Here is a 22665-nt window from a genome sequence, read left to right on the forward strand (position 1 = left end):
ACATGTAATAAAAAGGGGAGTAAAAGGAAATAGTTAGTAATAAAATGCTTGCTATCTTATTATATTTGTTACCTTTGTGGGTCTTATAATATGAAAAACAATGAAAATAACAATTCTACAGAGAAATATAGAATGGGCCAATCCACAGGCAAATGTGGCAAGGGCGGACGAAGCGATCAGCTGTCTGCCGGATGCTGATCTGTTTGTCTTGCCCGAAATGTTTTCCACCGGTTTTTGTACGCAACCCGAGGGAATTGCGGAGAGTGCCGACAGTGAGACCCTGCACTGGATGAAGCGCAAGGCGGCTGAGCGGAATTGTGCTGTTGCAGGCAGTGTGGCGGTATGTGAGAATGGAAACTATTATAATCGTTTTTACTTTGTCCATCCGGATGGAGCCGTGCAGCATTATGACAAGAAACATTTGTTCACCTTCGGGGGCGAGCACAAGCGTTTCACCGCCGGCACAGAGCGTGTGGTGGTGAACTTCCGTGGGGTACGTATTCTTTTGGAGGTATGCTATGACCTCCGTTTCCCTGTTTGGTCACGCAACCTGGGGGATTACGACATGATACTTTATGTGGCAAGCTGGCCCACTCCCCGTGTGGATGCTTGGAGCGCGCTGCTTCGTGCGCGGGCTATTGAGAACCAGTGTTATGTGGCCGGAGTGAACCGCATGGGAACTGATCCTGCCTGTGAGTACTCGGGTGGCAGCGCCATCATCGACCCCTACGGAAAAACGATAGCCGAATGTCCGTGGAGCAGGGAAAGTGCGGTGTCGGCTGAGATAGATATGGAGGCATTGCAGGCTTTCAGGAAGAAATTCCCGGTATTGGATGATGCCGACCCTTTTACATTTATATAAAAACAATCATAAAAGAATAGATAATGGCTGAAAAGAAATTATTATTGGGCGATGAGGCGATTGCCCTCGGAGCGATACATGCCGGCATATCGGGTGTATATGCCTATCCGGGCACACCGTCCACTGAAATCACAGAGTTTATCCAGAAGAACCCTCTGGCAAAGGAACGAAAACTGCACAGCACTTGGTGCACGAATGAAAAAACGGCCATGGAGGCTGCGCTGGGCATGTCATACGCAGGAAAACGTGCTTTGGTATGTATGAAACATGTAGGCATGAACGTGGCTGCCGATGCGTTTGTCAATTCTGCCATAACCGGTGTGAACGGCGGCTTGGTGGTGCTGGCAGCCGATGACCCTTCCATGCACTCGTCTCAGAACGAGCAGGATTCACGCTTCTATGGAAAATTTGCGATGCTTCCCATCCTGGAACCGTCTTCCCAACAAGAAGCATACGATATGATGGGGTACGCATATACACTCTCGGAAAAGATGAAGTTGCCGGTGTTGATGCGTGTGGTTACCCGTCTGGCACATTCGCGTGCCGGTGTGGAAGTGGCCGATATCCGTGAGGAAAATCAGTTGAAGCCTGATCATGAACGTGCCCACTGGGTGTTGCTGCCGGGGAATGCGCGTAAACAATACTTGGATCTGGTGGAAAAGCAGGAGGAACTGGAAGAATCTTCCTCCAAGTCTCCTTATAACTATGTGGAAGGGTTGAATCCCGAATATGATTATGAATTCGGAGTGATAGCCTGCGGTATCGGTTATAATTATGTGAAAGAGGCGGATACGGACGGTTGTCATATTCCGGTCTTGAAAATCTCGCAATATCCGTTGCCGGCTGAAGAGATCAGGACGATGGCGGAATGTTGCGGACATGTCCTGGTAGTGGAAGATGGCCAGCCGTTTGTGGAAGAACAGGTAAAAGCGATCCTCTCCTCGGATTATGAGATAAAAGGACGACTGACGGGAACTTTGCCACGCACCGGTGAACTGACTCCGGACAATGTGGGCGAGGCGATCGGATGGGGAGTTAAACGTCCGTTTGGCAAACCTCAGGTGGTGATGCCGCGTCCGCCTGCATTGTGCCAGGGATGTGGCCATCGGGATATGTATGATGCCTTGAACAAGGTGGCTGCGGAATATCCGGATGCACGTATTTTCGGTGATATCGGTTGCTATACATTAGGTGCGTTGCCCCCGTTCCGCGCGATCGACAGTTGTGTGGATATGGGTGCTTCCATAACCATGGCCAAAGGTGCTTCCGATGCAGGGGTCTTTCCGGCCATTGCTGTTATCGGTGACTCTACCTTCACTCATTCCGGTATGACTGGTCTGCTGGATGCGGTCAATGACCATGCCAATATCACGGTGGTGATTTCGGATAACCTGACTACAGCCATGACCGGCGGACAGGATTCTGCCGGTACGAACAAGTTCGAGGCGATCTGCCTGGGATTAGGAGTGGAACCCGAACATGTGCGTGTGGTGGTCCCGTTGCCGAAGAATATGGAAGAGATTACCCGTATCATTCGTGAGGAAATAGAATATAAAGGGGTGTCTGTCATTATTCCGCGCAGAGAATGTATCCAGACATTGAATCGTAAACTAAGACAGAAAAAAGCAGATAAGGCATGAGAAAAGATATCATACTTTCGGGCGTAGGAGGACAGGGTATCCTGACTATCGCTACTATTATAGGAGAAGCTGCTACGGCAGAAGGCATTAATTTGAAGCAGGCCGAGGTACACGGCATGAGCCAGCGCGGAGGAGATGTACAGTCCAATCTGCGTTTGTCCGACGAAACGATTTATTCGGATCTGATCGCTCAGGGTGAGGCGGATCTGATTATTTCCATGGAACCGATGGAGGCGTTGCGTTATCTGCCTTACTTGCAGGAGGAAGGTTGGGTGATTACTTCCGCTAATCCATTCAAGAACATTCCCGACTATCCTGAGGACGTGGATCTTATGAGAGCTTTGGAAAGCCTTCCGCATGTGGTGAAACTGGAAATAGAGGATATGGCAAAAGAAAACAGTATGCCTAAATGCGCGAATGTGATTTTGCTGGGCATGGCTGCGAAGTATATTGAAATCGTATCGCCGGAACAGTTGCGTGAAAGCATAGGACGTGTGTTTGCTGCAAAAGGTGAGAAGATTGTTGAAATGAATCAGAAGGCTTTTGATATAGGCTTGAATGCGGTAAAGAACTGGTAATGCCATGAAGATATTTAGTGAAGAATTAGTGGAGAAGGCGGTGAAGGAACTGCACATCGCCAATCTTGCACAGGCTACTATCGGTGATGTGCTGCTGGTAGCCCAGTATCTGGAAAAGGAAACGGGGATTCCTTTTATCCGTATGGATCAGGGATCTCCCGGTCTTGCCGCCAATCAGAGAGGGATTGAAGCGGAGAAAGCGGCTTTGGACAGGGGCGTAGGATCGCAATATCCGGCTGCCGCGGGAGTGCCCGAGTTGAAAAAGGAGGCTTCCCGTTTTGTAAAGGCTTTCTTGGATCTGGATATCTCTCCGCGCGCCTGTGTGCCTACCACCGGATCGGTGGCGGGTTCATTCGGTTCGTTCATAGCCTGTACGCAGCGTATTCCGGGGAAAGACAAGGTATTGTTCATTGATCCAGGATTTCCTATTCAGAAATCCCAGCTTCGTATCATCGGCGTGGAGTGGGAAGAGTTTGATATCTATCATTATCGGGGACAGGCCTTGCGCGAGAAATTGGAAAGTTTCCTGAGCAAAGGCGATATAGCAGCGATCATCTATTCTAATCCGAATAATCCGGCATGGATCTGCCTGGAAGAGGAGGAGTTGCAGATAATCGGTGAACTGGCAACCCGGTATGAGGTGATTGTGATGGAAGATCTGGCTTATTTCTGCATGGATTTCCGTCGGGATATGGGACATCCTTTCGAACCGCCCTATCCGCCCACCGTGGCAAGATATACGGATAATTATATCCTGATGCTTTCTTCTTCCAAGATATTCAGCTATGCCGGACAGCGCATGGCGTTGACGTGTATCAGTGATAAACTGTTCGACCGCCAGTTTCCGGCATTGGCGGAACGGTATAAAGATGCAGGGGTGTTCGGCCCTACATTGATTGCTTCCATTCTTTATATGATTACTTCGGGATGTACGGCTTCTACTCAGTATGCATACGCTGAAATGCTTCGTCTGTCCACCGAAGGTAAAATCAATTTTGTAGAAGATACCCGCGAGTATGCCCGTCGTGCGGAACGCATGAAGAAGATATTTACCGACCATGGTTTCCATATCGTATATGATTATGATGCGACCCAGGTGGTGGGAGATGGTTTCTTCTTTACCATTGGTTACGGAAATATGACAGGGGGTGAATTGCTCCGTGAATTATTGTATTATGGGGTGAGCAGCATCTCGCTCTCTACCACCGGTAGTGAGCAGGAAGGCGTCCGGGCCTGTACATCACGGATGCGCGATGAACTTTATCCGGTGATGGAGGAACGAATGAGGGCTTTTCATGAAGATCACCCTAATCACTAACCATTAATTATTAATGCTATGATTTGGAATAAAAATAAAGAGTGCATGAGTCGGGACGAGATGAGCGCTCTGCAGGGGAAACGCCTGAACAAGCTGGTGAACCTGGTTTATCACAATGTCCCTTTTTATCGTAACAAAATGCAGGAGATGGATTTGTCTCCGGATGACATCCAGACTATCGAAGATATCGTAAAACTTCCTTTTACTACCAAGCAGGATTTGCGTGATAATTATCCATACGGCCTTCAGGCTGCTCCTGCCTCGGAAATTGTGCGTGTGCACGCTTCTTCGGGCACAACGGGAAATCCTACCATTGTGGGGTATACGCGCCGTGACTTGTCCGTGTGGTCCGAAGTGATGTCGCGCTGTCTTTCGGCCTACGGGGTTACCCGTAATGATACCTTTTCCGTCAGTTATGGTTATGGACTGTTTACCGGCGGACTGGGCGCGCATTATGGGGTGGAGAACCTGGGGGCGACGGTTATCCCGGCTTCTACTGGAAATACGGAAAAACATGTCCGTCTGATACGTGACTTGGGTATAACGGGCATTGCCTGTACTCCTTCCTACGCCCTTTATCTGGCGGAAGTGGTGGAACGTATGGGACTGACCAAGAATGACATCAACCTCCGTATCGGAGCTTTCGGAGCCGAGCCGTGGACAGAGAGTATGCGTAAGGAGATAGAAGAGCGGCTGGGATTGAAAGGGTATAATATTTATGGTCTGAGTGAGATTATGGGACCCGGTGTTTCCTACGAATGCCAGGAGCAACATGGATCGCATATTAATGAGGATCATTTTTATCCTGAAATCATTAATCCTGAAACGTTGGAACGTCTTCCGGATGGAGAAGTGGGAGAACTGGTGTTTACTACCTTGACCAAGGAAGGGATGCCGTTGCTGCGTTACCGTACGAAGGACTTGACTTCCCTGATGGAGGGTGAATGTCCGTGTGGAAGAACCAATATCCGCATGTCGGGCATTGTAGGCCGTAGTGACGATATGCTTATTATCCGTGGTATCAACGTCTTCCCGTCCCAGGTGGAGAGTGTGATTCTGGATATGCCGCAGTTTGAGCCTCAGTACATGCTGGTGGTGGACAGAAAGAATAATCTCGACTCTTTGCAGGTACAAGTGGAAGTGCGCAAAGACTTCTTCTCGGATGATATGGGAAGTATGCTGGCCATGAAGAAGGCGTTGAGCGACAAACTGAAAAGTGTCCTTTCCATCAGTGCCGAAGTGAAGCTGATGGAGCCCAATAGCATTGCCCGTAGTGAAGGCAAGAGCAAACGTGTGATAGACAATCGGATTTTAAAATAAAAGAGTACGCGATATGACAATCAAGCAATTATCTGTTTTTCTGGAAAACAAGACCGGAAGAATCAATGATGTGACCAAGACATTGGCGAAGCATGACATCAACATGCATGCGTTCAGCATGGCGGAATCTACTGATTTCGGCATCCTTCGTTTAATTGTTTCGGATGTGGAGAAGGCGGTGGAGGTACTTCGTGCCGAGGACTTTGCCGTGATGCTGACTGATGTGGTTTGTATCAGTTGTCCGAATGTGGCAGGTTCATTGTCCGAAGTATTGGATTACTTGGCCGCCGAGCATATTTTCATCGAATATATGTATGCTTTCGCACAAGGTGATACTGCCCATGTGGTGATCCGCCCTTCGAATGTGGAGAGATGCGTGGAGATATTGAATAAATTCAATTGTAATGTCTTGACCAAGAACAGTCTGTAATTTCGGGCGAGCGAACCTCGCCCCTACTGGCAAAATAGCAACATGGCCAATGTTCAGGCACAATCCTACGTGTAGTCCGATGCTTACGTATGTGTGAAAATCTTTTTTTAAAATTAGAAAGCCGCCTCCTCCGAAGCGGCTTTCCGTTTTTCTATCAGAACAAACTCCAAGCAACTGTCAGTCCGGCCATTACAATGGCGACCATACTCATCAGTTTAATCAGAATGTTCAAACTGGGTCCGGATGTATCTTTGAACGGATCACCTACAGTGTCACCGGTAACCGTTGCTTTGTGTACTTCGCTTCCTTTACCTCCGAAATTACCTTCTTCTATAAATTTTTTCGCATTATCCCATGCGCCTCCCGCATTGGCCATAAAAATGGCGAGAACGAAGCCCGAGGACAGACCACCTATCAGCAGACCGATAACACCGGGTACGCCGAAAATCAATCCGGTAGCGATAGGGGCGATGATAGCCAGTAGGGAGGGGAATACCATTTCACGCTGCGCTCCTTTGGTGGATATTTGTACGCAACGGGCATAGTCGGGCTCGGCCTCTCCTGTCAGAATCCCTTTTATCTCACGGAACTGGCGGCGCACCTCTTCTACCATGTGGGCGGCCGCACGTCCTACGGCATTCATGGTCAGACCGCAGAACAGGAATGCCATCATACTGCCCAAGAACATACCGCTCAATACTTTGGGGTTCATCAGGGTTACATCGTAATAAAGCATGTAGTCGGTGAAACTGGCGTTATGCACATCTACAGTGATACCGTTGGGCAATTCCAGGAGGGTTTGCCCCAATCGGGTCAGTCCGATACGGATTTCTTCCACGTAGGATGCCAATAAAGCCAGTCCGGTCAATGCAGCGGAACCGATGGCAAAACCTTTGCCGGTAGCGGCAGTCGTGTTACCCAACGAGTCGAGGGCATCGGTACGTTTGCGCACTTCTTTGCCCAGTCCGCTCATTTCGGCGTTACCGCCGGCATTATCGGCAATCGGTCCGTAAGCATCGGTAGCCAAAGTGATGCCGAGAGTGGAAAGCATACCTACGGCAGCAATTCCGATGCCATAAAGTCCCATCGAGATATTGGCAAAATCGAAACCGGATGCCAGCCAGTAGGATAAAATGATGCCTGTCACTACAGCCAGTACAGGGATGGTGGTGGAAATCATACCCAGTCCGATACCGGAAATGATCACGGTGGCCGGACCGGTCTTTCCACTTTCGGCCAACCGTTGGGTGGGTTTATACGACTGGGAAGTATAATATTCGGTGGAACGGCCGATAACGATGCCTACTATTAATCCCACTACCACAGCAAAGGATATGTTTACCCAATTTTCCAGACCTAATATCCAAAGGATAAGGAAGGTGGCGACAACAATCAGTACCGAGCTTAAATTGGTTCCTGTGGCCAGTGATCCGAGTAATTCCTTCATCCCCGCATCTTCTTTGGTGCGGACGGCAAAAATGCCGATGATAGAGAGGACGATACCCACTGCCGCAATCAGCATCGGTGCGATGACCGCTTTAAACTGCATCACGGTATCATCCGAACCGATAAAGGCTGCGGCACCTAAAGCGGCGGTAGCCAGGATAGAGCCGCAATAGGACTCGTAGAGGTCGGCGCCCATTCCGGCTACGTCACCTACATTGTCACCCACATTGTCGGCAATGGTGGCGGGGTTGCGGGGGTCATCCTCCGGAATGCCGGCTTCCACTTTACCTACCAAGTCAGCGCCTACATCGGCTGCTTTGGTATAGATTCCACCTCCCACACGGGCGAAAAGCGCTTGCGTGCTGGCTCCCATGCCAAAGGTAAGCATGGTGGTTGTGATGACACATAATTTGGCGGAAGGGTTCATGGCGTCTGCCGGAATGCAATAATCCAATAAGATGTACCAGAAAGAAATATCGAGCAGTCCCAAGCCGACAACGACCAGGCCCATAACAGCTCCGCTGCGGAAGGCTACACGCAGCCCTTTGTTTAAGGAGTTCCGGGCGGCATTGGCGGTACGGGCTGAAGCGTATGTAGCCGTTTTCATTCCTAGAAAGCCGGACAGTCCGGAGAAGAAGCCGCCGGTAAGAAAGGCGACAGGCACCCACGGGTTTTGCAGGTTAAATCCGTATGCCATGATAGAGAACAGGAGAACCAGCCCCAAGAATACCCATCCTACTACCTTATATTGTTGTTTCAGATAGGACATGGCGCCTTGGCGCACATAGAGAGCGATTTTTTCCATTGTAGGGGTTCCTTCGCTTTCGAGCATCATTTGTTTGTAGAAATACCATGCGAGTGCCAATGCCAAGAGGGAGGCAATGGGCACAATCCAGAATAGATACGTTTCCATACGCAGTATTGATTTAAAAGTTGGTTTTGCCCAAAGATAGAAAAAAAATAAATGATATTCAAGGGGATAGATGCATTTTTTTATGCGATTCTTTCTCTTCAGCCTAGGGTGGTTTAAGACCTGTTTTATTTCCATTCCTTATGGCGGAAACGGGTGTCTGTTTATCCGGTATCCGGGAGAAGGTGTATTCATGGAAATATGAAACAGTGAAAATATGGATGTGAAAAAGAGGTTGTATGGAAGAACAAGACATTCAAAAGATCTATCCCCGCCCCTACCGGCAAAATAGCAGCATGATTAGCGTTTGGACACAACCTCGAAAGTCAATCCATCATATCTGTATTTTTTTCGGGAACATTACAATCGTATCATGAATCGATATATTGTTTGATTTGTTCCATAGGTATTCCTAATTGTTCGGATATCTCGTCCATTGATGCTCCATTGTTACAGAGCATCTTAACCATGGAGCGAATCATCTGCTCTTTCTGCTCAATCATCTGCTCTTTCTGCTCAATGACCTGCTCTTTCTGTTCAATGACCTGCTTGTTCTGCTCAATGACCTGCTCTTTCTGCTCAATGAGCTGCTCTTTCTGCTCAATCATCTGCTCTTTTTCCTCTATCACCTTATTCTTGAGCATTATTGTCGTATCCCTGTCCTCTATTTCCGAAAGAATCTCGTCCTCTATCTCCATGGCACGGCGAACGGCGGGTGCCGCAGCGGCCTTCAGCAGGCGGTGCACCACATACTTCACTTCCTCGTCCATGTGCTCATCGTTTATTTCCAGATAATGCTCACTGTCGGGCTGCCGGTATTCCTGGTCGAACACGCTCAGCAGACGTTCCAGGCGGTTGCGGGTACGTCCGGTGAGGAACGGGATCTGTACGATGATGCTGTCATGCGTCAGACTCTCGATGAAAGGGTCGGGAGCAGGGAGCGGATGGTCATCATAGTCCAGATAGCTGCGGCGCACATAAACCACCGGCTCGGTGAGGTCGCCCAAGGGATGCCCCAGGATGTAGATGGAAATGATGGGCAACCCATACGTCCGTTTTTGTCCGTGCTCGTTCTTCTCTTCGATCATGTTCTCCTTGTTGAGGTACTGCGTACCCAGGTACTGGCGGAAGCGCAAGGTCTCCGTAATGAGCCAGGTCTTTTGCAGTTCGATAAGGACAAGGTGTTCCGAACCGTCGCTCTCGCGAATCTTTGCAGAGAAGTCGATGCGGAAGAGCGAGATGCGTGTCTGCTCCATGGATGTATACTCGTGGCGGCGCATCTCCAGGTCTATGATCTCCTTTTTCAGCAATGCGGAGAGCAGTATCTTGGCGACTTTCTTGTCTTCCATCAGGAATTTGAAAACGGCATCGTAAATAGGGTTGGCTATGATGGTCATAATGCTTATGGTTTGATGATGAAGCAAATGTACCTCTTTTTTTTGAATAGCAAGCGGATGGAAAGGTTAAATCTTCTATCGGAAAGTTTTTTCGGACATTGTATTGCCGACGAGATAGTAAATGAGGAATCTCAGACTGATATTCTCTCGGTTTAACGCTCCTAAATTAATCCACATTTTTGAGCTGTTTGGTGCGTACTGTACCCCAGTTTGTACGAATGTAAATCAACACACAAAGCTGAACAATCAGAAGAGAGTATCTATGTCTGGGAATAGGGCCGATAACAATTTCTTTTCTCTATAGAGTATCATGACCGATCATATCCCACTGAAAAAAGTAAGATATCTTCGTGGGCAAAGTAAGATATGTTCCCGGGCAAAGTAACACCGCTTACTTGGCTCACGAAGTCCACATACTTTTCTTTACAACAACAGATAGACCTCACAGCCCTTTCATGTCAGTGACGATCATTTCAATGAATTACGAGAGATTTCGTAAAATACAAGAGGAATCGGCCTCTTGCGATTAAGCTGGCCGAAAAAACTATATTTCATGAATAGGAGGATGAGAATCCGCACTATGTAGATGCAGCCTGTCGGGGCAATCGATGACCTTCCGCAGATTCCCGAACCGGAAGGTTCTTATGTTTGAAATTGTAATGCAATACCTATATATATAAGGAATAAGAAAGAAACGGGCTGACAAATCAAAGGGTGTCAAAAATAAAAAAAGGTATTGTGGAAACAATAGAGTTTTACAGAATAAGAAACAGGGTGATTGAGAATCAGTGCCCTAAAATCTTATTCGATATATTTTCTAATATAATTAATTGAATATCAATGGTGAAAAACGGGTCTGATTCTAGCCGAACCGGGTAAGGGGACTATGTCTCTATTTTTTAGTAAAATGAAGCCGTGATGGTAATCAGAAGATTAATTCAAGATTATTCCTCTGGAATCGCTTTCAGACGATTTAATGAATAGTTATCATGGTAAAATGCATCAATTCCTTTTCGGTTTAAAAGATATGATTCATAGGAGTGAGTTGTTGTCGGCAGGAAAAATCTGTGTTGAAAAGTGGTCAAAGCATTATTTGCAGCATGAAAAGACGATGTACTGTGATTCGTTGGGGTTAGATCATACTTATGATTTGTCGGAGAAAGAGGAGGATGAGAAAAAATGGCTGAATGCTATACCTAGGTCAATAAAAATGCATACGGCATTGGATAATGAAAAGGCGGAGAGAATTTATCAGCAGAATCTGCAACGGATGGTGCTGAAGGAGGAAAATCTTTCTTAGAATTGCAATGTTCACAGAACATTGCTTTTGTTGTATATGTTTCATTAATAAAAATAAATCAATATGGAAGGACTATTCAGAAGGTATCCCATCGGAATATAGAATTTTGAACAAATGCGTATGGACGGCTATGTTTATGTAGATAAGACTGAATTAGTCTATCGGCTGGCAAATATGAATACTACTTATTTCCTCAGCCGTCCCCGTCGCTTTGGAAAAAGCTTGCTGGTATCTACTCTTGAAGCCTATATCCAAGGAAAGAAGGAATTGTTCGAAGGATTGGCGATGGAAAGGTTGGAAAAAGAATGGAAGGTTTATCCCGTGTTGCATATCAAACTGATGGGGCAATATGTGGAAACGGAAGTGAAGAGTGCCATTGACCGGTCGGATATCGTAGTGAAACTACAGGATGCTATTTATGTATTCGAATTCAAGATGGATGGTACGGCAGCAGAGGCGTTGGCTCAAATAAACATCAAGGGATATGCCATTCCCTATCAGGCGGATCATCGCAGGGTAGTAAAGGTTGGCGTGAACTTTGACAGGGCGGCACGTACTGTCGGAGAGTGGATCATAGAAGCCGAGGAAAGATCAAAATAAGACTTCAAAAAAAACAGTATCACCACAGACTATACAGATTGATAATCTGTGGTGAATTTAAACTTTTATTTCCCATACAGTTTGTCTATCAAATCTGTACGCCCTATTTTGCGCAATTCATTGATAATGGCACGCCGTTCTTCGGGCTTGTACCAGAAGAAGAACATCCGTTGCGCCAGTTTCTCTTTTTGTGATTTGGCGGAGAATACCGGTTGTAAGGTGTATGGATGGTATCCGGTGTACCAGGCCTCGGTGGCTACGGTCATCGGGGTGGGGGTAAAGTCCTGCACCTGTTCCAGGTGGAAATCCAGCTTCTTGGTGATCACGGCCAGTTCCGCCATGTCTTCTTCCGTACATCCGGGGTGGCTGCTTATAAAATAAGGTATAATCTGCTGTCGCAGATTCAGTTCCTTGTTTATTTTGTCGAAAGTCCTTTTGAAATCATAAAATTGTGAGAACGAAGGCTTCCGCATGATTTGTAGTACCGTGTCGCTGGTATGTTCCGGAGCCACTTTCAAGCGTCCGCTGACGTGGTTTGCTATCAGTTCGCGGGTATATTCGGCCGTGCTGCGGTTGACAGCCGGATCTTTACTTTGATATTGTAACAGGTCATAGCGCACACCGCTGCCGATGAAGCTTTTCTTGATGCCGGGAAGCGCGTCTACCGAGTGATAGATATCCAGCAGGGGACGATGGTCGGTATTCAGGTTGGGGCATACTTTGGGATGGATGCATGACGGGCGTTTGCACTTGCGGCACACCTTTTCGTCCTTTCCACGCATGGCATACATGTTGGCGCTGGGGCCTCCCAAGTCACTCAGATAGCCTTTGAAATCGGGCATTTCTGTTATGGCTTTCACTTCTTTCAAGATACTTTCCTTGCTCCGGCTTACAATAAATTTCCCTTGATGGGCGGAAATGGTACAAAACGCACATCCACCAAAACAGCCGCGGTGCAGGTTCACCGAGAATTTAATCATGTCGAATGCCGGAATGCGTTTGCCTTTATATTTGGGATGGGGCATACGCGTATAGGGCAAGTCGAAAGAATGATCCAGCTCACCCTGTGTCATCGGCGGATAAGGCGGATTGACCACCACCGTCTGGCTGCCTGCATCCTGCAAGATGCGGGAGGCTTCATACTTGTTGCTTTCCTCTTCGATGAAACGGAAGTTCTCGGCCTGTTTCTTTTTATCTTTCAGACACTCTTCGTGAGAGTGCAGCACGATGTCGGGTTTTGCCTGAGGGGCATCGGACACTGTGCTTTTGGGTTCTGCCGAGCCGGGGAGTGAACACAGCGGGTCGCCTTTATAGGTGATGTAAGCTGTTTGTAAAATATCATGTGGGACAGGCAAGGGGGCTGCAGAGCCATCCCCCTGGGGCTGTCCGGTAGTGTCCGCTGATGCCTTCATCCTCCGGCAAAGTTCCGTAATCGGTTTCTCGCCCATTCCATAGATCAATAAATCGGCTCCGGAGTCTATCAGAATTGATTTGCGCAGGCAGTCCTGCCAGTAGTCATAGTGGCTGACACGGCGCAGGGAAGCTTCGATACCTCCCAGAATAACTGGTACGTCGGGATAGATTTGCTTTAAAATCTGTGTATAAACGATGCTGGGATATTCGGGGCGCATGTCGTGTCGTCCGTCAGGGGTATAAGCATCCTCGCTGCGCAAACGTTTGTTGGCAGTGTACTTGTTTACCATGCTGTCCATGCATCCGGCGGACACACCGAAAAAGAGGCGTGGACGTCCCAGTTTCTTAAAGTCGCGCAGGTCGTCACGCCAGTTGGGTTGAGGCACAATGGCTACTTTCAAGCCTTGTGCCTCTAATAATCTTCCAATCACTGCCGGGCCGAAGGAAGGATGGTCTACGTAAGCGTCACCGCTGAACAGGATTACGTCCAGTTCATCCCATCCCCGTATTTCCACTTCTTTCTTGGTGGTCGGCAGCCAGTCTGTAAGTTTGTATTCTTTCAATGATCAGTACTGTTTTTTTTGATTTGCTACAGAGGGGCGGAGACGGATTATTCTATCTCTTCTTCATCCTTGTTTTTCTCCTTCTCCCATTGGATATAAAGCAGAATGAGCTGATGAAGCCCGAAAGCTTTCATATTATTATGATAAATCACATCGATACAAAGATCGAGCAGTTCTTTATTATTTCCTTCCTCACTGGTGATCAGTGAGCGGATATTCAGTTTCAGTTTGTCCAGTACCGACTCGTCCACAATGCCGTTGCTGTCTATCAGATGCTGGAATAAAGCATATTTTTCAATGGTTTGCAAGTTCTCTTCTGAGATTTCCATGCTGCGTGTGCCCGAGGCATTAGTCTGTATGGTGTACATAATCGTTTTATTTTAATGGTTTATACGGACAAAGTTAGGCGTTTTTATGAAATAACCTCTTATTTGCCTTTTTATTTTCGTTTAAAAATCTCATTTGCCGCTGAAGAAGCCCAGAATGGCGCTCATTACCCGTGCCCTTTCCTTCACTCCCTGAATGCTTTCAAAGGGGAACCCCAGGACAAAAGTCCGATAGTTTCCTTGGTAGGCGATGCCGGCACTGTAGTTGTCCGGACTATATATAAAAGCGGAGTAGGCGGGAGCAGCCGGTGTCAGACACTCGGGTGCGGGTACGGCGTATGTCTGTTCGTTGACGGTGCGGGGGATGCTGAAACGGGTGTCGGCTCCGTAGATCTCTCCCGAGGCGGAGTTGCTCATGCTGCCCCCGAAACTATATTTCAATACGGTTTCGGTGAAGCGGAGTGCTGTGGGGCTGTTCATGCTGCTTCCTATGTACGATCCGCTGAGCATCAGGTTGCCGCCTCCCTGGCAGTAAGCCGTGAGCATTTGCTGCAATGTGTGGGAGAAGGGGCGTCTGTCGGCTCCGGATATCCAGTCTGTGATGGGGTAATCCGTCAGCCGGACAAAACCATGTTCAACGGCCTCGTCACTGCACGAGACGAAAGAGTAGCCTCCGGCTGCCTGGATGGCTTTCCCGTGAATGAACGGATAGTCGAAAGTGTTTCCGGCTATCAGCATTCCTTCCAGTTCGCTGCCGCTATACCCCAGCCCGTCTTTGGTCTCGCGTCCTATGCGGCTGCGGTCAAAACTTAGCTGGGCTCCGCAGAAGGCAGGCGTATGTAGATAAGGTATGCCCGGATCGGCATTCAAGTCAAAGCCCTGCAGGAAAGGAGATTCTACGGTGGCGGGTCCGCTCAGACGATCGAATCCGTTGACAATCAATACCGTTCCTTTGCTTTTCTTTGCCTGATAGGCCGACAGAATCTCGGAAGGAAAGCTTTCTCCACCCCTGTTGACGGCGGTTACTTTGAAACTATACACCAGTCCGGGTTCGGCCTCGAAGGTATATTCAGTGCCGCGTACCAAGGTTCCGTTGTCAAATCCGCCATGCCCCAGACGGGTATAGACCATGTATTGCTGTGCCTTGGCAGTCGGCTCAAGTGGGTCATCCACCGCTTGCCACGTCAGTTGGAAGGTATTTTTCTTGCTGCCGGGACGGATGGCGAAGTCGCTTACGGGCAGAGGCTGGACCACATAGTCCGTGCCGTGCATGGTGCTCACATACTTCAGTATGGACTTATAGACAGAACGTCCTACAGTAAATTTGAAATGCGGATCATGGCCCAGTTTCAAATCGGCGAAGTTCTGATGGGAGAGCAGTTCCAAAATCATCGAGGGAACAGCAGGCAGGCGCGTCTCGCTGTAATTGCGGTTCCACAGGCTGCGGCGTTGCCACCGGATGCCGAACCGGGCGGAGATATCCCGTTGCAGGCCCGTCAGAACCATGTCTGCCAGATCGCGGGAGGCATAACGGGAGATGCCGGCGTTCAGCTCACCGTTATTGTAATCGGTGGTATAGATGCCCAGTGTACCTATCAATTCGTCCTCTTTGGAAAAGCCCGCATCACTGTGCACTCCCAGGGTCATTTCGAAAGGAACACCCAGTCCTTTCTCCTTTGGGTTGTACACGGAGTTTCCGCTGAGATAGTTTATGACCCGGCTACGGGCGTTAATGTCATCGGTATAGTCATTCTTGCCTTCGCTGGGGCTGTAGACCGGATAAGGGAAACCCGACCATTGTGCGGCATAGCGTGCCCCTTCCAGATAGCGGGGCAGACCGCTGGTTGTTCCACCGCGCGCTATATTTCCCATTCCTCCGCCCCAACGGACGGCATCGGCGCACACCACTCCCTTCTGTCTGCTTTCATTGCTCAGTACCACCATGCCGTAATCGTTGGTTCCTTTGTCAAATTCGAACGTGCCCAGATAAACCCAGGTGCCTCCTCCTATTTGCTGGTTGACCAGAAATTCGGTTACGCCTCCTTTATGGAATACCAGGTATTTGGCGTCACTTACGCTTCCGGGCAAAGTCTGATAAGTCACATAGACGGCATATTCTCCTGTTTCGGGAATATGGGGAATCCATTGAGCGAAGGCTTTTTCCGGTTTCTTCTCGGTGGGGGCGAAGCGTGCCGTACCTTCTTCAAAAGGATTTTGTCCGTCCTGATAGATCAATCGTTTTTTGGCGAATGCCGGAGTGGGGGTGGTTTTCCATTTGCCTTTCCGGCTTTTTATTTCCTGGTAGATGCAGCCTTGGGCATGGGTGTCATTGTCCACTATCACCTCATTGCGTTGCCAGTCGCGTTCACGAGGGGTGTAGACGATGGCTCCCGCATTCTCCAGCATGGGTATGATATAAGGTATGACGAATGACTGAGTGAACAAATCCTCTGTGGTGCCGAACAGGCGGGGGCGTTGCCATTCCCAGCTTCCTTTGTCGTTCTTGTAATATTTTCCGTGGCTTTGCCAGAGGGCGATGTGCCTGTCTTCCAGTCCTTTGACGGCTGTAAAGGGGCGGGAGATGTTTTTCACCCACGGATCTCCTTTGTAATCTGTCCGTTGCCATAGGCGGCTTTTGTCCTGTTTCTTTCTCAGATAGTTGGGAATCAGGTCTTCGATAGGCTTTCCGTCGGCATAGATGGTGATATCGTAGTAGTTTACAGGGCCGGGAAGGCTTTGCTTGAGCAACCGGTAGATGGCTTCTGTATTTTCGGGAGTGAACGGCTGGTAGCCGAAGCTGCCACCGGCATATACGTTCAGTTCCTTTTGGTTATGATTGATTTCATAACGCTCCAGTTTGCACTTGCCTATGTGGGCGTAAGACGTTTCGTAACGGGTGAAGAAGGTTTCCAAACGCTGTTTCACGTTGGCGTCCAGTCCTTGTGCCGGAGCGCAGAGAATCCCCGTCATCAGGAGCAGGAGGGACATTACTGTTCTTTTCATATAGCTGGAAAACATAAATTCTTTCATTTAATGGTGCGAAGTTAGGGATTTTTGTTAGTATTGTCGTACTGACGAATCTATAATGAATCTAAATGAAACGAATTATCTTTAATTTCTGCTTCGTCCGGCTGCTGTTCCTATTTTCCCAGCCAGGCAGGGACACCCCGGAAACGGCAGGTTCTTTTCTGAAAGACCGGAAAAACCTGACTGTGGATGGACTGGGTGGTGATGTTGTCTTTCAGGGTGTAACGGCTGGTTTGAAACGGGAACTTGCCGGAATGTGAAGATGGAAAAGAACGGTTTTGAGGATGAATTTTCACGTACGTGTAAAAGTGTGCTTCCTGACGCGGGATGAAAATGCGGCAAACGAATAAGGAATGTGTCAAAGAACAATAAGGTGGTATATTCTACAACAGCAGGGGTGGATTCAATCCACCCCTGCTATTGAATGATACTGAATTTTACTCTGATGTTATTCTACTTTCCCGATGCTGAAGTTTTCAGGAAATTTTCCTTTGAAATTCTTATAATACAATTTGATCTCGCGCATATCCTTGTCCAGATCACCGCTGGGATGTATCACCTTTTCGGCTGTGATGCACTTTTTCTCGTAATCGATCGCTACCAATATGACAGGCAGTCCGGCTCCCTGGGCGATATAATAAAACCCTTTTTTCCAATTGGGATTGGCCTTGCGCGTCCCTTCGGGAGTGATAGCCAGATGGAATTTTTTGCTCGACTTGGCAATCTTGATCATCTGGTCCACCAATGAAGTCTTGCGGCTTCGGTCTACGGGAATTCCCCCCATCCAGCGGAAGATAGGGCCCAAAGGCCAGAAGAACCAGTCTTTTTTCATCATAAAACCGGTTTCACGGCCTATCGCTCCCATAAACAGTTTGCCTATGAACAAATCCCAATTTGTGGTATGCGGTGCGGCGCAAATAATATATTTGTCATAATCGGGAGCGGAAACTTTGGTCTTCCATCCCAATAGTTTGTAGTAGATAAAACCACAAATAGCTTTTTTCATTCTCTAAATCTTATGCTTTTGTAGCTTTAGCCAGTTCGTCCGCAACCACTTGTATTTCTTTGTTCAGGTCTTCATTCAGTTTCTTGTAGAACCCTTTTACGTTACCTGGTTCGGTGTGACTGATGCGGGTAATAAGCTTTATCACATTGTGTACCGAGTTGCAAACCACTTCACGGTTCACGCCTTCCATCAAACTGACTAAAAATAAATCACCTGCTATATTGGTTATTTTTTTCTTTAAATCTCTTCTACTTGCCATACATGTAATGTTTTAAATTAATACAAAATTCTAAATTCGCGGTAAAGGTAGCATTTTTATTTGTATACGTTTTCATATTTGCGAAAAAAGAGCGAAATTTGCACGTGAATTTCAAATGAGATTTATACACCTTTAAATAGAATAAATAGAATATGACTAAAAGTGCATTACAAATTGCCAGAGCTGCTTATCAGCCCAAACTCCCTAAAGCGTTGAAAGGCGCGGTAAAAGTAAAGGAAGGCGAACCTACCCAGTCTGTTGCAGATCAGGAAGCTATCAAAGCCTTGTTCCCTAACACTTACGGCATGCCGTTGATCCAGTTCGTTGAAGGCGAATCGGTCAATATGCCTGCTATCAATGTAGGTGTCATCTTGTCTGGTGGACAGGCTCCCGGCGGACATAACGTTATCTCCGGTTTGTTCGACGGTATCAAGGCATTGAACAAGGACAGCAAGCTGTATGGTTTCATCTTGGGTCCCGGTGGCTTGGTAGACCATAACTACATGGAACTGACTTCCGATATTATCGACGAATACCGCAATACCGGTGGTTTCGATATCATCGGTTCGGGACGTACTAAGCTGGAAAAGGAAGAACAGTTTGACAAAGGGCTGGAAATTATCAAGGAATTAGGCATCAAGGCATTGGTAATCATCGGTGGTGACGACTCAAATACGAACGCTTGCGTATTGGCGGAATACTATGCTGCGAAGAATTGCGGGGTACAGGTAATCGGTTGTCCGAAGACTATCGACGGTGACTTGAAGAACGAAATGATTGAAACTTCTTTCGGCTTCGACACGGCTTGTAAGACTTACTCTGAAGTAATCGGTAACATTCAGCGTGACTGTAACTCGGCCCGCAAATACTGGCATTTTATCAAGCTGATGGGACGCTCGGCTTCTCATATCGCTTTGGAATGTGCTTTGCAGGTTCAGCCCAACGTATGTATCGTTTCAGAAGAAGTGGAAGCTAAGAACATGTCTTTGGATGATGTCGTTACTTATATTGCCCAGGTGGTGGCTAATCGTGCCGCACAGGGAAACAACTTCGGTACGGTGTTGATTCCTGAAGGTCTGATCGAGTTCATCCCCGCCATGAAGAGATTGATCGCTGAATTGAACGACTTCCTGGCTGCTAACGCGTCAGAATTCGCATTGATCAAGAAATCTCACCAACGTGAATATATCATCTCCAAGCTTTCTAAGGAAAACTCGGAAATTTATGCTTCTCTGCCCGAAGGCGTTGCACGTCAGCTTACTTTGGATCGTGACCCGCACGGAAACGTACAGGTGTCACTGATTGAGACAGAAAAACTGTTGTCGGACATGGTAGCCGTTAAATTGGCTCAGTGGAAGGAAGAAGGCAAATATGTAGGCAAATTCGCCGCACAGCATCACTTCTTCGGTTACGAAGGACGTTGCGCCGCTCCGTCTAACTTCGATGCCGACTATTGCTACTCATTGGGTTACACGGCTTCTATGCTGATTGCCAATGGCAAGACCGGTTATATGTCTTCTGTACGCAATACGACTGCTCCTGCCGAAGAATGGATTGCAGGTGGTGTGCCTATCACAATGATGATGAACATGGAACGTCGTCACGGTGAGATGAAGCCGGTTATCCAGAAAGCGCTGGTGAAACTGGATGGTGCTCCTTTCAAGGCGTTCGCCGCACAGCGTGAGCGTTGGGCTGTTGAGACAGACTATGTATATCCGGGCCCTATCCAGTACTTCGGTCCTACAGAAGTTTGCGACCAGGCAACCAAGACCTTGCAGCTGGAACAAGGAAAATAATTTTTTCTTATTCCTATAAAATATAAAGAAAACCCATCGGGGCTGATTGTAAAACCATTCTCCCGATGGGTTTTGTTGCATGGTCTGCGGAAGCAGGTAAAGAAAAACAATTAAATAGGATAAAATGGTAAGAACGAAAAGCACACGTCCTGCTGCTGTTAAGAAAAAGACAGCCGCGAAACCTGTCCGCCGGACTACACAGCGGAAGGTGAAAAAGAAACCGCAAAGACAGATGCCGCCATGGCTCCGGTATGTCATTGCGGCTGTCGTTGCTTTTTTGTTCCTTGCCGCTTTTTATTATTTCTTCATTCGCCCTTATTCTTATCGTTGGAAGCCTTGCTATGGCTTTAAGGCATACGGGGTGTGCATGCCTTCGGGGTTCGGAGTGCATGGCATCGATGTCTCCCACCATCAGGGTGTCATAGACTGGAGGATGCTGGCGCAGACCCGGCAGGGAAAGTTCCCCATTCGCTTTGTCTTTATGAAGGCTTCGGAGGGAGGGGATTATGGAGACAAGGTTTTCCAGGCTAATTTTGATTCGGCGAGAACACACGGCTTCATCCGGGGGGCTTATCATTTTTACAATCCGAAGACCGATCCCATCCGTCAGGCCGATTTCTTTATCAACTCCGTCCGGCTGGATTCGGGCGATCTTCCTCCCGTGCTCGATATTGAGAAGAGGGGCAATGACGAGAACCAGCTTCGCCGTGACCTGAAACGGTGGCTGGACAAAATAGAGCAGCACTACAAAGTGAAGCCCATTCTTTATACTTCTTATAAGTTCAAGACCCGTTACCTGAACGATTCCGTTTTTAATTCTTATCCCTACTGGATAGCTCATTATTATGTGGATTCGGTGGAATACAAGGGGGAGTGGAAATTCTGGCAGCATACGGATGTGGGTACATTGCCGGGCATTCGCGGAAAGGTGGACTTGAATATTTTCAACGGCTCGCTGGAGGAATTGCAATGGATGACACTGAAGAAATAAGGAGGCATGGTTTGTTGTTCTTGAAAACTTTCCCTATATTTGCTTTATGAACTTACTACTCAATATTCTTTGGCTGATTTGCGGCGGATTTCTGATCTGCGTGGAATATATCCTTTCCAGCCTGTTGCTGATGGTGACCATCATCGGCATTCCTTTCGGTTTCCAGACCTTGAAGTTGTCCATGCTGGCTCTTTGCCCTTTTGGGCGGGAAGTGCGCAGTTGTCCCGGTGACGGCGGATGCCTCAGTGTGTTGATGAATATCATCTGGATATTTGTGGGAGGAATCTGGATTAGTCTCTCGCATCTGGCGTTCGGGGTGTTGCTCTGCATCACCATCATCGGTATTCCGTTCGGACTGCAACATTTCAAGCTGGCGGGTTTGGCGCTTACTCCTTTCGGAAAGGAGATTGTGTAACTATTATATTCCGACAGGATCATTTTGTGACTCCGGATGGAGGATTTTTATGTATGTTTATCCCTGTCTTACCTGGTTCTAATTTTCGGACAGAAAAACAAAAGGACAAAAGAGAGAGATACTCTGTTCTTTTGTCCTCCAATAGATCAATATCAATCTTGTGTGATGAGTGATGATCCCATCATTTTATTACGGATTGCCCTATTTGAAAGGGTCTTATTTCATGATAAGCTTCACAGCTGCCCAGTTGTTCTTTTCCCGATGATGCACGAATTCCATTCCCAGACTTTCCGCTTTCTCGCGGATAAAAGGAATATCCTGCACATAGAATCCGCTCATGAAGATTTCCGATCCCGGATGCATGCAGGCGGCATACCAGGGAAGGTCAGCCAGAAGAATATTCCGGTTGATGTTCGCGATAATCACATCAAACGGCGGGCGTCCTTCCAGCAGACGGGCGTCACCCAGTTCCACGGTGATGTTGTCTATTTGGTTAAGTGTTATGTTGTCTCTTGAATTGTTGACGCACCAGTCGTCAATGTCAATGGCTGTCACGGGGCCGGCTCCGCGCATGGAGGCCAGGATGGCGAGAATGGAGGTGCCGCATCCCATGTCCAATACCGATTTCCCTTTCAGATCGGCATCCAGCAGTTCGCTGATAATGGAACTGGTTGTTTCATGATGTCCTGTGCCGAAAGCCATCTGCGGATTGATCAGTATTTCATACTCAGTCTTCGGAGTATCTTTGTGGAACGTGCTGTGAATGCAGCAACGGTCACCGATGACGATGGGCTGGAAGAAATTCTTCTCCCATTCCTCGTTCCAGTTTTTGTCCTCTGCTTCTTTCACGGTGTATTCCACTGTGGTGCCGGGCAGGGGGAAACCTGCAACCATTTCTTTCAACGCTTCCTCGTCGAACAACTCCTGTTGGATATAGGCCTGTATGCCTCCTTCGCATTCCACAAAGCTTTCAAAGCCTATTTCTCCCGCCAGTGCGGACACTACATCGTTCACGGTCTCATTGCAGGGATGTGTGGCAAAGGTTACTTCTAAATATTTCATGCTGTT

Annotated in this window: 20 protein-coding genes; 12 read left to right on the forward strand and 8 right to left on the reverse strand. The window is 47.8% G+C overall.

The window, feature by feature from the left end:
* The first annotated feature begins 100 nt into the window (after nt 1-100).
* Genes ACYQ0C_RS06950 through ACYQ0C_RS06975 form a run of 6 tightly spaced genes read left to right on the forward strand, consistent with a single transcriptional unit; the run spans nt 101 to nt 6148 of the window.
* Nucleotides 101-862 carry an amidohydrolase gene (locus ACYQ0C_RS06950; protein ID WP_016276878.1) on the forward strand — a complete coding sequence of 254 codons (762 nt, stop codon included), beginning with the start codon at nt 101-103 and terminating at the stop codon, nt 860-862.
* 23 nt (nt 863-885) lie between these two features.
* On the forward strand, nt 886-2502 hold the full coding sequence (locus ACYQ0C_RS06955) for a thiamine pyrophosphate-dependent enzyme (protein ID WP_016276877.1): 1617 nt from the start codon (nt 886-888) through the stop codon (nt 2500-2502).
* Nucleotides 2499-3080: an indolepyruvate oxidoreductase subunit beta gene (locus ACYQ0C_RS06960; RefSeq protein WP_016276876.1), complete on the forward strand. Its 582-nt coding sequence runs from the start codon at nt 2499-2501 to the stop codon at nt 3078-3080. The genes ACYQ0C_RS06955 and ACYQ0C_RS06960 overlap by 4 nt, the downstream gene beginning before the upstream one ends.
* A gap of 4 nt (nt 3081-3084) precedes the next feature.
* On the forward strand, nt 3085-4398 hold the full coding sequence (locus ACYQ0C_RS06965; protein WP_016276875.1) for an aminotransferase class I/II-fold pyridoxal phosphate-dependent enzyme: 1314 nt from the start codon (nt 3085-3087) through the stop codon (nt 4396-4398).
* 18 nt (nt 4399-4416) lie between these two features.
* Complete coding sequence (locus tag ACYQ0C_RS06970) at nt 4417-5718, forward strand: phenylacetate--CoA ligase family protein (RefSeq protein WP_005846118.1); 1302 nt, start codon at nt 4417-4419, stop codon at nt 5716-5718.
* A gap of 13 nt (nt 5719-5731) precedes the next feature.
* Nucleotides 5732-6148, forward strand: a complete 417-nt coding sequence (locus ACYQ0C_RS06975; protein WP_016276874.1) for an ACT domain-containing protein — start codon at nt 5732-5734, stop codon at nt 6146-6148.
* A gap of 154 nt (nt 6149-6302) precedes the next feature.
* On the opposite strand, the gene ACYQ0C_RS06980 is transcribed toward ACYQ0C_RS06975, so the two are convergent.
* Together ACYQ0C_RS06980 and ACYQ0C_RS06985 are read right to left on the reverse strand one after the other, a co-directional pair.
* On the reverse strand, nt 6303-8507 hold the full coding sequence (locus tag ACYQ0C_RS06980) for a sodium-translocating pyrophosphatase (RefSeq protein ID WP_016276873.1): 2205 nt from the start codon (nt 8505-8507) through the stop codon (nt 6303-6305).
* A 368-nt stretch (nt 8508-8875) separates the two neighbouring features.
* The gene (locus ACYQ0C_RS06985) at nt 8876-9901 is read right to left on the reverse strand and encodes a hypothetical protein (protein WP_016276872.1); all 1026 of its coding nucleotides are present in this window, start codon (nt 9899-9901) and stop codon (nt 8876-8878) included.
* Between the two features lie 1027 nt (nt 9902-10928).
* Here ACYQ0C_RS06985 and ACYQ0C_RS06990 point away from each other — a divergent pair.
* The gene (locus ACYQ0C_RS06990; protein ID WP_016276871.1) at nt 10929-11201 is read left to right on the forward strand and encodes a hypothetical protein; all 273 of its coding nucleotides are present in this window, start codon (nt 10929-10931) and stop codon (nt 11199-11201) included.
* 114 nt (nt 11202-11315) lie between these two features.
* Nucleotides 11316-11801: an AAA family ATPase gene (locus tag ACYQ0C_RS06995; protein WP_016276870.1), complete on the forward strand. Its 486-nt coding sequence runs from the start codon at nt 11316-11318 to the stop codon at nt 11799-11801.
* Between the two features lie 65 nt (nt 11802-11866).
* On the opposite strand, the gene ACYQ0C_RS07000 is transcribed toward ACYQ0C_RS06995, so the two are convergent.
* The 3 genes from ACYQ0C_RS07000 to ACYQ0C_RS07010 form a co-directional block, all read right to left on the reverse strand.
* Complete coding sequence (locus ACYQ0C_RS07000; RefSeq protein ID WP_016276869.1) at nt 11867-13777, reverse strand: YgiQ family radical SAM protein; 1911 nt, start codon at nt 13775-13777, stop codon at nt 11867-11869.
* A gap of 47 nt (nt 13778-13824) precedes the next feature.
* Entirely contained in the window at nt 13825-14145 is a 321-nt protein-coding gene (locus ACYQ0C_RS07005) for a hypothetical protein (protein WP_016276868.1), read from the reverse strand.
* Nucleotides 14146-14235: 90 nt separating this feature from the next.
* Nucleotides 14236-17106, reverse strand: a complete 2871-nt coding sequence (locus ACYQ0C_RS07010) for a golvesin C-terminal-like domain-containing protein (RefSeq protein ID WP_032941962.1) — start codon at nt 17104-17106, stop codon at nt 14236-14238.
* Nucleotides 17107-17198: 92 nt separating this feature from the next.
* Between ACYQ0C_RS07010 and ACYQ0C_RS07015 the strand changes: the two genes are divergently transcribed.
* On the forward strand, nt 17199-17390 hold the full coding sequence (locus ACYQ0C_RS07015) for a hypothetical protein (RefSeq protein ID WP_016276866.1): 192 nt from the start codon (nt 17199-17201) through the stop codon (nt 17388-17390).
* A gap of 188 nt (nt 17391-17578) precedes the next feature.
* Here the strand turns inward: ACYQ0C_RS07015 and ACYQ0C_RS07020 are convergent, their stop codons facing one another.
* On the reverse strand, nt 17579-18136 hold the full coding sequence (locus ACYQ0C_RS07020) for a lysophospholipid acyltransferase family protein (RefSeq protein ID WP_016276865.1): 558 nt from the start codon (nt 18134-18136) through the stop codon (nt 17579-17581).
* A 10-nt stretch (nt 18137-18146) separates the two neighbouring features.
* The gene (locus ACYQ0C_RS07025) at nt 18147-18395 is read right to left on the reverse strand and encodes a hypothetical protein (protein ID WP_016276864.1); all 249 of its coding nucleotides are present in this window, start codon (nt 18393-18395) and stop codon (nt 18147-18149) included.
* Between the two features lie 152 nt (nt 18396-18547).
* Between ACYQ0C_RS07025 and ACYQ0C_RS07030 the strand changes: the two genes are divergently transcribed.
* The 3 genes from ACYQ0C_RS07030 (at nt 18548) to ACYQ0C_RS07040 (ending at nt 21597) form a co-directional block, all read left to right on the forward strand.
* Nucleotides 18548-20191 carry a diphosphate--fructose-6-phosphate 1-phosphotransferase gene (locus ACYQ0C_RS07030; protein WP_016276863.1) on the forward strand — a complete coding sequence of 548 codons (1644 nt, stop codon included), beginning with the start codon at nt 18548-18550 and terminating at the stop codon, nt 20189-20191.
* 124 nt (nt 20192-20315) lie between these two features.
* A complete protein-coding gene (locus tag ACYQ0C_RS07035) occupies nt 20316-21182 on the forward strand; it encodes a glycoside hydrolase family 25 protein (protein WP_016276862.1) in 867 nt (288 codons plus the stop codon).
* Between the two features lie 46 nt (nt 21183-21228).
* Nucleotides 21229-21597, forward strand: a complete 369-nt coding sequence (locus ACYQ0C_RS07040) for a YccF domain-containing protein (protein WP_016276861.1) — start codon at nt 21229-21231, stop codon at nt 21595-21597.
* 216 nt (nt 21598-21813) lie between these two features.
* Here the strand turns inward: ACYQ0C_RS07040 and prmA are convergent, their stop codons facing one another.
* Complete coding sequence (gene prmA / locus ACYQ0C_RS07045; protein WP_016276860.1) at nt 21814-22659, reverse strand: 50S ribosomal protein L11 methyltransferase; 846 nt, start codon at nt 22657-22659, stop codon at nt 21814-21816.
* Nucleotides 22660-22665 lie beyond the last annotated feature (6 nt).

It is taken from the genome of Phocaeicola sartorii JCM 17136 = DSM 21941 (assembly GCF_054653615.1).